This window comes from Sphaerotilus sp., from assembly GCF_034519685.1.
In the GTDB taxonomy this organism is placed as follows: domain Bacteria; phylum Pseudomonadota; class Gammaproteobacteria; order Burkholderiales; family Burkholderiaceae_C; genus Sphaerotilus.
This window is the reverse complement of record NZ_JAXHOF010000006.1, coordinates 1,103,861-1,114,230: the sequence shown is the minus strand read 5'-3', so window position 1 is coordinate 1,114,230 and position 10,370 is coordinate 1,103,861. Positions and strand designations below refer to the sequence as shown.

Genomic DNA, 10,370 nt, shown 5'->3' with positions numbered 1-10,370 from the left:
GGTAAGGGGGTCAAGAAACGGGCCATGGCCCGGTGGTGGACAGTGCGGCGTCGACCTTCGCAGATACTGTGCCGATGGACTTCCTGAACATCCCTTTGCTGGCGGCTGCGGTGCTGGTGTTCACCAGCACGCTGGCCGGCCTGTTCTCCACACGCATCGGGTTTTCGTTCCTGCTGGTGTTCCTGCTCGCTGGCGTGCTGGCCGGTGAAGACGGGCCTGGCGGCTACGTCTTCAACGATGTGCGCCTGAGCTTCTGGGTCGGCAACGTGGCGCTGGCGGTGATCTTGCTCGACGGCGGCCTGCGCACGTCCTTTTCGACATTTCGCACCGGGCTGAAACCAGCGTCGATGCTGGCCACTGCGGGGGTACTGCTCAGTGCGGGCATCACGGCTGCTGCCGCAGTGCCCCTGCTGGGGGTGGACTGGGGCACCGCACTGCTGCTGGGGGCCATCGTCGGCTCCACCGACGCAGCGGCGGTGTTTGCGCTGCTGACCCGGTCGGGTGTCACGCTCAACGAACGGGTGGCGGCCACGCTGGAGATCGAGTCGGGGGTCAACGACCCCATGGCGGTCTACCTGACACTGGCCTTCATTGCCTTGCTGAGCGCTGCCACAGGGCCGGCCCCGGCGACGGGAACCGCCGCCGCCACCGCGCTCGCCATCACCTTCGTGCAGCAGTTTGGCTGGGGCGCGCTGGTGGGCGCGCTCAGCGGTGTGGCTGGCGCGGCACTGCTGAACCGGGTCTCTGCACGCGATGCGGGAGGCGGTGTGCTCGCCTTGCTGGTGGTGGCGGCCGGGCTGGCGGTGTTTGCGGGTGCGGGCCTGCTCGGGGGCTCGGGTTTCCTGGCGGTCTACCTGTTCGGCCTGGTCATGGCCAACCGGGCCGTTGCCTCGGTGACGCCCTCGCTGCCAGTGCTCGACGGCTATGCCTGGCTGGCGCAGGCGGGCATGTTCGTGCTGCTGGGGCTGCTGGCCACGCCGTCGCGGCTGGCGCAGTCGCTGTGGCCGGCACTGGGCGTGGCGGCCGTCCTGATGTTCGTGGCCCGCCCGCTGGCGGTGTGGTGGTGTCTGAGGCCGTTCCGCTTCACGCCGCGCGAGACCACGTTCATCGCCTGGGTCGGCCTGCGCGGCGCCGTGCCCATCGTGCTGGCGATGTTCCCGCTGCTGGCGGGCACGCCGCACGCGGTGCTGCTCTTCGACGTGGCCTTTGTGGTCGTGCTCACCTCGCTGCTGGTGCAGGGAGGCACCATCGGCTGGCTGGCACGCCGCCTGGGCGTGGCCTTGCCGGAGCCCGACGACGAGCGCGCGGCACGCGCCGTCTTCCGCGACTTCGTGCTCGATCCGGAACTGCCGCTGGTCGAGGTCTGTGCCTTCTATGGCCTCGCGGAGCCGCCCGATGCGCACTTGCCGGTGGCGGTGTGGATGGCCGCCGCCCTGAAGCGCCCGCCAGTGGTCGGCGATGCCGTCACGCTCGGGCCGGCCGTGCTGGCGGTGCGGGACATGGCGCAGGGCCGCATCACCGGGGTCGGGCTGGGCCTGCCGCAGTGAGGCGGGCCGGAACGGCGCAGCCCTCCTCATGCGCGGCTCCGCCGGTTCGTGCGCACCCACAGCTCGCGTGCCTCCTCGGTCCACAGCACCACCGTCAGGATGACCCCGGCATCACCCCGGTGGCCCAGAGCCACGGCAAGGAGCGCGTTCGGGCCGTGCAGGGTCAGGGCACTCACTTGACCAGGGTGACCGGCACCGGCGTGACATGCACGACCTTGGTGGCCACGGAGCCGAGCAGCAGACCGGCCACGGCCCCCATGCCGCGGGTGCCCATCACGATGCCGTCACAGCCCGACTCCGAGGCACAGGCGGCGATCTCGTCACCGGGATACCCGAGGCGGACATGGCACACGGACACCAGGCCAGCCGCATGGACCACCGCCTGCGCCTGGTCGAGCAAGGCGGCACCGTCCTGCCGAAGCTCCTGCATGATGAACGTCGGCGACACCAGCTTACCCGGGAATGCATGCACCGGCGGGGTCTGCACATTGAGCAGATGGACCTGCACGCCGGATCTGCCCTCCAGCTCGGCGATGGCATGGTGCAAGGAGCGCAAGGCGCTCGCTGAACCATCGATCGGAATCAGTGGCTTCTGCAAGGCGTTTCTCCTGGTGTCGAGGGACCGAAGCGCGTGCGCGCCACTGCTCTGTGGACACGCCGCATGCGCTACGAAGCGTCAGCGACTCAAGAGGTTCCCCTGCACACGCGGTCGGCTCCTGCCAGACAGCCGCCGCTTGACCCAGATCAAGCAATCGAATCGTCCCGCGGCGGCATGGCCCCCGCGCTCAGATCGACATGAGCTGCCGCACCCCGTTGGCCTGCATCTCGTGCCCGCGCCCACGGGCGATGACCTCGCCCCGCTCCATCACCAGGTACTGGTCCGCCAGCTCCTCGGCGAAGTCGTAGTACTGCTCGACCAGCACCACGGCCATGCGCTGGCCGTTCATGCCGCGCTCGGCCAGCAGGCGCAGCACACGGCCGATGTCCTTGATGATGCTCGGCTGAATCCCTTCCGTCGGCTCGTCGAGGATCAGCAGCTTCGGCCCGGCCGCCAGCGCACGGGCGATCGCCAACTGCTGCTGCTGACCACCTGACAGGTCACCGCCGCGGCGGTGGATCATCTGCTTGAGCACCGGGAACAGCTCGAACAGCTCGGCCGGGATCGGCGTGCTCGACTTCTTGTAGGCCAGCCCCATCAGCAGGTTGTCCTCCACTGTGAGGCGGCCGAAGATCTCGCGGCCCTGCGGCACGTAGCCGACGCCCCGGCGCACGCGGTCGTAGGGTGTGTCGCGGGTGATGTCGGTGCCGTCCAGCGTGACCGTGCCGGACTTGACCGGCACCACGCCCATCAGGCTTTTCAGCAGCGTGGTCTTGCCCACGCCGTTGCGCCCGAGGATGACCGTCACCTCGCCAACCTTGGCCTCGAAATCGAGCCCGCGCAGGATGTGCGAGCCGCCGTAATACTGATTCAGACCGTGGACCTGGAGCATGGGCTTGAAACCTTGTGAGACCGTGTGAGACCGTGCCTTGCTCCCTCTCCCCCAGCGGGGGAGAGGGCTGGGGTGAGGGGGAAACCCGCTCACCGCCCGAGATACACCTCGACCACCTTCTCGTTGGCCTGCACGTCGCGGAGCTTGCCTTCGGCCAGCACGCTGCCTTCGTGCAGCACGGTGACGGTCTTGCGTCCCTCGGTGAGCTGGTCGACGAACTTCATGTCGTGCTCGACCACGACCAGCGAGTGCTGACCTTCCAGCGACAGGAACAGCTCGGCGGTGCGCTCGGTTTCCTCGTCGGTCATGCCGGCAACCGGCTCATCGAGCAGCAGCAGCTTCGGATCCTGCATCAGCAGCATGCCGATCTCCAGCCACTGCTTCTGCCCGTGCGAGAGCAGTCCGGCCGTGCGCTGCGCGTCGTCCTTGAGGTGGATGAGCGCCAGGATCTCGCCGATGCGGTCGAGCTGGGTGCCGGTGAGGCGGTGGAACAGGCTCGCGCGGGCGCGGCGGTCGGCCTTCAGCGCCAGCTCCAGGTTCTCGAACACGCTGAGCTGCTCGTAGACGGTGGGCTTCTGGAACTTGCGGCCAATGCCGATCTGCGCGATGTCGTTCTCGCGCAGGCGCAGCAGGTCGATGGTCGAGCCGAACGACGCCTTGCCGCTGTCGGGGCGGGTCTTGCCGGTGATGACGTCCATCATGGTCGTCTTGCCGGCGCCGTTCGGACCGATGATGCAGCGCAGCTCGCCCACGTTGATCGTCAGGCTCAGCGCATTCAGCGCCTTGAAGCCGTCGAAGCTCACCGTGATGTCGTCAAGGTAGAGCGCCACCCCGTGGGTGAAATCCGGCTCGCCGCCCTTCAGCAGCCGCCCGAACGCTGCGGCGCGGTCGCCGGACTCACCCGGCGTCTGCGCCAGCCGCGCTTCGTGGCGCGCGCGCAGCGCGGACATCGATTCCATCAGGTCGGGCGTCATGCGCGGGGCTCCTTCTTGGCCGAGGACGAGAACTTGTCGAACAACCCGACGATGCCGCGCGGCAGGAACAGCGTCACCGCGATGAACAGCGCGCCGAGGAAGTACAGCCAGAACTCGGGGAAGACCTGCGTGAACCAGCTCTTGGCGCCGTTGACGAAGAAGGCGCCGAGGATCGGGCCGATCAAGGTGCCGCGCCCGCCGACCGCCGTCCAGATCGCGATCTCGATCGACGCCGCCGCGCTCATTTCACCCGGGTTGATGATGCCCACCTGCGGCACGTAGAGCGCGCCCGCCACGCCGCACATCACCGCGCTGAAGGTCCAGATGCTGAGCTTGTAGGCGATCGGATCGTAGCCGGTGAACATCACGCGGGTCTCGGCGTCGCGGATGGCCTGGAGCACGCGGCCGTACTTGCTGCCGACGATCCAGCGCGCCAGCAGGTAGAAGCCGATCAGCGTCAGCCCCGTGAGCACGAAGAGCGTCATGCGGGTCGAGGGCTGCGCCAGCGGGATGTCCAGGATGCGCTTGAAGTCGGTGAAGCCGTTGTTACCGCCAAAACCGGTCTCGTTGCGGAAGAACAGCAGCATCGCGGCGAAGGTCATCGCCTGCGTGATGATCGAGAAATACACGCCCTTGATCCGCGAGCGGAAGGCGAAGAAGCCGAACACCAGCGCCAGCAGCCCCGGCACCAGCACGACCAGCAGCATCTGGAACAGGAAGCTGTCCGAGAAGGTCCAGGCCCAGGGCAACTCCTTCCAGTCGAGGAAGACCATGAAGTCCGGCAGGTCGCTCTTGTAGTTGCCGTCACGACCGATCTGGCGCATCAGGTACATGCCCATCGCGTAGCCGCCGAGCGCGAAGAACAGGCCGTGGCCGAGCGACAGGATGCCGGTGTAGCCCCAGATCAGGTCCATCGCCAGCGCGCAGATGGCGTAGCACATGATCTTGGCGATCAGGCTGACGGCGTAGTCGCTGAGGTGGAAGGCGCTGTCCGCCGGGACCAGCAGGTTCAGGATTGGCACCAGCACGACCACGGTGACGGCCGCGGCCATCACGGCGGCCCAGCCCTTGGCGCCCAGGAGGGAATTGGTCATCACGGCGCTCATGCCTCTGCACTCCGGCCCTTCATGGCGAACAGACCCTGCGGACGTTTCTGGATGAAGACCACGATGCACACCAGCACCATGATCTTGGCCAGCACCGCGCCGGCAAAGCCTTCGAGGAACTTGTTCAGGACACCCAGCCCCAGCGCGGCGTAGACCGTGCCGGCGAGCTGGCCGACGCCACCCGTGACCACCACCATGAAGGCGTCCACGATGTAGCTCTGCCCCAGGTCCGGCCCGACGTTGCCGACCTGGCTCAGCGCGCAGCCGGCCAGACCGGCGATGCCGGCGCCGAGCGAGAAGGCGACCGTGTCGATGCGGGCGGTGTTGATGCCGACACAGGCGGCCATGCGGCGGTTCTGCGTCACGCCGCGCACGAAGAGACCCAGCCGCGTCCGGTTGATCATCAGCGTCACGCCGGCCAGCACCAGGAAGGCGAAGGCGACGATGGCGAGCCGGTTGTACGGCAGGATCAGGTTCGACATCACCTGCACGCCGCCCGAGAGCCACGACGGGTTCTCGACCGCGACGTTCTGCGCGCCGAACAGGGTGCGCACGCCCTGCATCAGCACCAGCGAGATGCCCCAGGTGGCGAGCAGGGTTTCGAGCGGGCGGCCGTAGAGCCAGCGGATCACGGTGCGCTCCAGCACCGCGCCGACGAGGGCCGCCACGGCAAACGACGCGGGGATCGCCAGCACGATGTACCAGTCGAACAGGCCGGGCAGGAAGGCGCGGAACAGGTTCTGCACGAGGTAGGTGGCGTAGGCGCCGATCATCATCAGCTCGCCATGGGCCATGTTGATGACGCCCATCAGGCCGTAGGTGATCGCCAGTCCCAGCGCCACCAGCAGCAGGATCGAGCCCAGGCTGACGCCCGTGAACACGACACCGAGCCGCTCGCCCCAGGCCAGCCGGCCTTCGACGGCGCTCTGCGCGGTCATCAGCGCGCCGCGCACGGCGTTGTCGGTCTCGGCGCCGGGGGTGAGACGTTCCTGGATGAGGCTCTTGACGGCCGGCTCGCTGCTGCCGGCCAGCGCCTGCGCGGCGGCCAGGCGCTTGGCCGGATCGGTCGAGGTGATCAGGATGGTGGCGCGCATCAGCTCCAGCCGCGCCTTCAGCTTGGCGTCGGTCTCGGCGGCGTAGGCCTTCTCGATCAGCGGCAGTTGCGCCTCTTCGAGCGACTGCTTGCGCAGCTCGTCCAGCGCCTCGGTGCGCACCTGCACGTCGGGTGACACGAGCTTCAATGCGCCGAGCGCGGCTTCGAGTGCGCCGCGCATCCGGTTGTTGTTGATGACGTCTTCGGCGGTGTCGGGCGCCGTCTTGTCGCCTTGCACGACATAGACCTTGCCGTCGGCGGTCTTGACCTCGCCGTCCAGCAGGGCGCGCACGAAGGGGACCAGCTCGGGGTCGGCTGCAGCGGCGGCCTGGTTCAGCGCCGCGATGCGGGCGTCGGTGTCGCCGATGGCGATGGCGGCGGCCTGGTCGGGCGTCAGCGCGTGGGCGACGGGCGCCAGGAGGGCCATGACCAGGAGGAGGAGTGTTCGCAGGTGGGTCACGGGGGTTGCAGAGGTCACAGCGTGCGAAGACCCCCTCCCGGCCTCCCCCGCTGGGGGAGGAGGAAGACAGAGGAGGATGGCTTGACTGGAGCCCTCCCCCAGCGGGGGAGGGTTGGGTGGGGGCTTCCCGCCCGCACCCACATCACAAGGTCACTTCTTCTCAGGCACGTTCTTCTTGCCCTTGTTCTCGGCGATGTAGTCGCTCCACGGGTCGGCCACGACCGGGCCCGGGGTCTTCCACACGACGTTGAACTGGCCATCCGCCTTGATCTCGCCGATGAAGACCGGCTTGTGGAGGTGGTGGTTTTCCTTGTCCATCGTGGAGGTGAAGCCGCCCGGCGCCTTCACGGTCTGGCCGGCCATCGCGGCGATGACCTTGTCGGTGTCGGTGGACTTGGCCTTCTCGACCGCCTGCGCCCACATCTTGATGCCGATGTAGGTGGCTTCCATCGGGTCGTTGGTCAGCGGCTTGTCCTTGTGGCCGGGCAGCCCCTTGGCCTTGGCGTAGTCGCTCCACTGCTTGATGAAGGCGGTGTTGGTCGGGTTCTTGATCGACATGAAGTAGTTCCATGCGGCCAGGTGACCCACCAGCGGCTTGGTGTCCACGCCGCGCAGCTCTTCCTCACCCACCGAGAACGCCACCACCGGCACGTCGGTCGCCTTCAGACCCTGGTTGCCCAGCTCCTTGTAGAAGGGCACGTTGGAGTCGCCGTTGATGGTCGAGATGACGGCGGTCTTCTTGCCTTCGCTGGAGAACTTCTTGATCTTGGCGATGATCGACTGGTAGTCGGAGTGACCGAACGGGGTGTATTCCTCGATGATGTCCGACTCGGCCACGCCCTTGGACTTCAGGAAGGCGCGCAGGATCTTGTTGGTCGTGCGCGGGTAGACGTAGTCGGTGCCCAGCAGCACGAAGCGCTTGGCCGAGCCGCCGTCCTTGCTCATCAGGTACTCGACCGCGGGAATGGCCTGCTGGTTCGGCGCCGCACCCGTGTAAAACACGTTCTTCGACAGCTCTTCGCCTTCGTACTGCACCGGGTAGAACAGCAGCGAGTTCTTCTCTTCGAACACCGGCAGCACCGACTTGCGTGACACCGAGGTCCAGCAGCCGAAGGTCACGACGGCCTTGTCCTGGTCGATGAGCTGCTTGGCCTTCTCGGCGAACAGCGGCCAGTTGGAGGCCGGATCGACGACGACCGGCTCCAGCTTCTTGCCGAGCACGCCGCCCTTGGCGTTGATCTCGTCGATCGTCATCAGGGCCACGTCCTTCAGGACGGTTTCCGAGATGGCCATGGTGCCCGACAGCGAATGCAGGATGCCGACCTTGATGGTGTCGGCTGCGTTGGCGAGCAGCGGCAGCGTGGTCACGGCCACGCCGAGGGCGACGGCGCTGAGCTTCTGGGCAAAGGCGCGACGGGTAGCGACAGCAACAGATTTCATGACGGGGTGACTCCGGGAGGGCTGGTGAGCGGGTGAATCGGATGCACGCAGTGTCTCGGCCGGGGTCAGATCGTGAAATACGCCAGATGGCGTAGACGCAGGCGGGCTCAACCGCCACCCGAACCACCCCCGCCACAGCCTCCCCCGCCCCCATCCCCGCCACCCGAGCCACCGCTGCAACCGCTGCCACCACCGCAGCCCCCACCCTCCTGGCGTCCCGGCACGATGGCCGACTGCAGCGGCTCCAGATCGGCCGCCGTGGCCGCGCCGATCACGCCCGCGGCCACCACCGTCGCCAGGAGCGGGCTGTGCAGGGACACCGTCGTGCCCTTGGGCACCATGGCGGTGAAGGCCTCGACCACTTGCCGGGCCTTGGCGGTGCGCTGGACCACCGTGTCCCGGTAGGCCTCGCGCAGTGTGTATCCCCACCAGCAGACGATGAACACGCTGAAGATCCACAGGCCCGCGATCCACAGGATCACCGCCATGCCCAGCGCCAACCAGCGCAGCGGATTGCGCCAGGCGTCGGCGCGCTGCGCCGCCATGTGGTCGGCATGGTCCTTCGGCGTCGGCCACAGGCCCTGCTCGGTCGCCTCCCGGGTCAGCGCCGGATAGGCCATCTTCAGCGGCAGCTTCGTCGACCGGCCCGCGGCCTGCTCGCTCTGCAGCGTCTGCCAGACCTGCGTCTCTTCAGCGGTCAGGTCATCCGACGCGCGCGGCGCCCGATCCGACAACACCGGCCGCCCGGACACAAACCCCACCAGCCCGCGCTGGTGCAGTCCCGCCAGCGCGGTCGCCGTCACCCGCTCCTCCCCGCCGCACAGCAGGGCCAGCAAGCTCGGCCGGAACTCCCCGGCCATCAGCCTGGCCTTCAGCGCCAGATCCTCGCTCAGGCCGTCCAGTGAACGGGGCGGCTCCGCCGGGCCGCGGGTCCAGAGGTCGGCCGGGGGCGCCTCGCCGAAGATCCGCTCATAGGCGGCCAGCGTGTCGAGATACTGCAGGTGGTGGCGCGCTTCCTCGTCGGCACCACCCGGGTTCGGGTCATGGTGCAGCGGCTTGCCGAGCACCTCGCCGCACAGCCGCTCCCAGTAGTCCCGCGAATACAGCAGGTGCGTGTGCCAGACCGCGTCGACCGCCCGCGACGGCGACACCGGCCGGCCAACCACCTGCGTCAGCAGCAGAAAGCGCCGGTATTCCTCGACCACGCGCCGGGTGTGGGCGGCGGACCAGCCCTGTTCCTCGGCCACACGGGCGCTGATCGTGCGGGTCAACCCCGGAGGGTCCAGCTCGAAGGCTTGCAGACGCGACCACAGCGCGGTGGTCGCAGCATCGGTCAATCGCATGACACTCTCCCAGCCGACGCGGGCCTGGGGTTCAGATCGGAGGCGTCGGCTTGGGATTCAGCGTAGGGGGCGAGCCGTCGGGAATCCATCTGGGCTCACCCATATCTCCTGCGTGCCTCTTGCGTGCCTCTTTTGATGTGACCTCGTTGATGCGTCATACAGATCTGTCATACAGTCAGAGGGTTTCAACCCCTCTGCCATGCACCAGGAGTCGGTATGTTGTCAGTGCGTCTGCCCCCCGCCCTAGAAACCCAGCTGGCCCAGTTCTGCGAATTGACCCACCTCAGCAAATCGGCTGTCGTGCAGCAGGCACTGGAGGCACACCTGAAGTCCCAGCGTACCCACCAGCGCCGCCAGCAAGCCACCATCGATCCGATCGACGCCTTCGTGGGGAGCGCTCCACGTGCCGTCAGCACGGATGCATGGCTCCGCCAGACCCGTGGTGACGACTGGGGACAGCCGTGATCCTGGTGGACACGAACATCTGGATCGATCTCGGGCGCCAGGATCCCATCTGGCTGGACTGGTCCCGGCAGCAGCTCAAACAGGCCCGCGACCAGGGACCATTGGCAATCAACCCCGTGATCTATGCCGAACTGGCAGCGCTTTACGACAACCATGCGCAGCTCAAGGCATTCCTGCGGCCGATCAAGATCAAGAACCAGGCACTCTCGGACACGGCGGCTTACCTCGCGGGACAGGCGTTCTGGGCATACCGCCAGCGCAAGAGCACCAAGACCGGCGTACTGCCCGACTTCTTCATCGGAGCGCAGGCCCAGGCCGAAGGCTGGACCCTGCTCACCCGCGATCCCGCCCGCTACCGAACCTACTTTCCGGCAGTGCCCTTGATCTGTCCGGAATCCACCGGATAAGGCAACGAAGGACCGCGATCAAGGCATCACAGCCGGCACCCAGCC

General features: G+C 67.5%; 11 protein-coding genes. 3 read left to right on the top strand and 8 right to left on the bottom strand.

The genetic code is table 11. The features are described from left to right. Positions 1-74 precede the first annotated feature (74 nt). The gene (locus U5O44_RS16240) at positions 75-1,547 is read left to right on the top strand and encodes a potassium/proton antiporter (protein WP_322589457.1); all 1,473 of its coding nucleotides are present in this window, start codon (positions 75-77) and stop codon (positions 1,545-1,547) included. A 26-nt stretch (positions 1,548-1,573) separates the two neighbouring features. Here the strand turns inward: U5O44_RS16240 and U5O44_RS16235 are convergent, their stop codons facing one another. From U5O44_RS16235 to U5O44_RS16200, 8 genes are all read right to left on the bottom strand, one after another. Beyond that, positions 1,574-1,723, bottom strand: coding sequence for a hypothetical protein (locus U5O44_RS16235; RefSeq protein WP_322589456.1), 150 nt, complete (start codon positions 1,721-1,723; stop codon positions 1,574-1,576). Further along, on the bottom strand, positions 1,720-2,145 hold the full coding sequence (locus U5O44_RS16230; protein ID WP_322589455.1) for a universal stress protein: 426 nt from the start codon (positions 2,143-2,145) through the stop codon (positions 1,720-1,722). The genes U5O44_RS16235 and U5O44_RS16230 overlap by 4 nt, the downstream gene beginning before the upstream one ends. Positions 2,146-2,332: 187 nt before the next feature. Then, positions 2,333-3,037 (bottom strand): urea ABC transporter ATP-binding subunit UrtE, encoded by a 705-nt coding sequence (gene urtE / locus U5O44_RS16225; RefSeq protein WP_322589454.1) that lies wholly within the window; start codon positions 3,035-3,037, stop codon positions 2,333-2,335. A gap of 89 nt (positions 3,038-3,126) precedes the next feature. Then, the gene (gene urtD, locus U5O44_RS16220; protein WP_322589453.1) at positions 3,127-4,011 is read right to left on the bottom strand and encodes an urea ABC transporter ATP-binding protein UrtD; all 885 of its coding nucleotides are present in this window, start codon (positions 4,009-4,011) and stop codon (positions 3,127-3,129) included. Then, positions 4,008-5,117, bottom strand: coding sequence for an urea ABC transporter permease subunit UrtC (urtC, locus tag U5O44_RS16215; RefSeq protein ID WP_416222192.1), 1,110 nt, complete (start codon positions 5,115-5,117; stop codon positions 4,008-4,010). Before urtC ends, urtD begins: the two co-directional genes overlap by 4 nt. Then, complete coding sequence (urtB, locus tag U5O44_RS16210; RefSeq protein WP_322589452.1) at positions 5,114-6,637, bottom strand: urea ABC transporter permease subunit UrtB; 1,524 nt, start codon at positions 6,635-6,637, stop codon at positions 5,114-5,116. Before urtB ends, urtC begins: the two co-directional genes overlap by 4 nt. Before the next feature lie 183 nt (positions 6,638-6,820). Beyond that, positions 6,821-8,110: an urea ABC transporter substrate-binding protein gene (urtA, locus tag U5O44_RS16205; protein ID WP_322589451.1), complete on the bottom strand. Its 1,290-nt coding sequence runs from the start codon at positions 8,108-8,110 to the stop codon at positions 6,821-6,823. Positions 8,111-8,217: 107 nt separating this feature from the next. Further along, complete coding sequence (locus U5O44_RS16200) at positions 8,218-9,453, bottom strand: glycine-rich domain-containing protein (protein ID WP_322589450.1); 1,236 nt, start codon at positions 9,451-9,453, stop codon at positions 8,218-8,220. A gap of 273 nt (positions 9,454-9,726) precedes the next feature. Between U5O44_RS16200 and U5O44_RS16195 the strand changes: the two genes are divergently transcribed. Continuing rightward, complete coding sequence (locus U5O44_RS16195; protein WP_322589449.1) at positions 9,727-9,918, top strand: hypothetical protein; 192 nt, start codon at positions 9,727-9,729, stop codon at positions 9,916-9,918. Continuing rightward, positions 9,915-10,325, top strand: coding sequence for a type II toxin-antitoxin system VapC family toxin (locus tag U5O44_RS16190; protein WP_322589448.1), 411 nt, complete (start codon positions 9,915-9,917; stop codon positions 10,323-10,325). Before U5O44_RS16195 ends, U5O44_RS16190 begins: the two co-directional genes overlap by 4 nt. The last annotated feature ends 45 nt before the right edge of the window (positions 10,326-10,370 follow it).

Excerpts from the sequence above, each read along its gene's own strand:
- U5O44_RS16240 (WP_322589457.1), top strand. The coding sequence starts at position 75 with ATGGACTTCCTGAACATCCCTTTGCTGGCGGCTGCGGTGCTGGTGTTC.
- urtE (WP_322589454.1), bottom strand. The coding sequence starts at position 3,037 with ATGCTCCAGGTCCACGGTCTGAATCAGTATTACGGCGGCTCGCACATC.
- urtD (WP_322589453.1), bottom strand. The coding sequence starts at position 4,011 with ATGACGCCCGACCTGATGGAATCGATGTCCGCGCTGCGCGCGCGCCAC.
- urtC (WP_416222192.1), bottom strand. The coding sequence starts at position 5,117 with ATGAGCGCCGTGATGACCAATTCCCTCCTGGGCGCCAAGGGCTGGGCC.
- urtB (WP_322589452.1), bottom strand. The coding sequence starts at position 6,637 with ATGGCCCTCCTGGCGCCCGTCGCCCACGCGCTGACGCCCGACCAGGCC.
- urtA (WP_322589451.1), bottom strand. The coding sequence starts at position 8,110 with ATGAAATCTGTTGCTGTCGCTACCCGTCGCGCCTTTGCCCAGAAGCTC.
- U5O44_RS16200 (WP_322589450.1), bottom strand. The coding sequence starts at position 9,453 with ATGCGATTGACCGATGCTGCGACCACCGCGCTGTGGTCGCGTCTGCAA.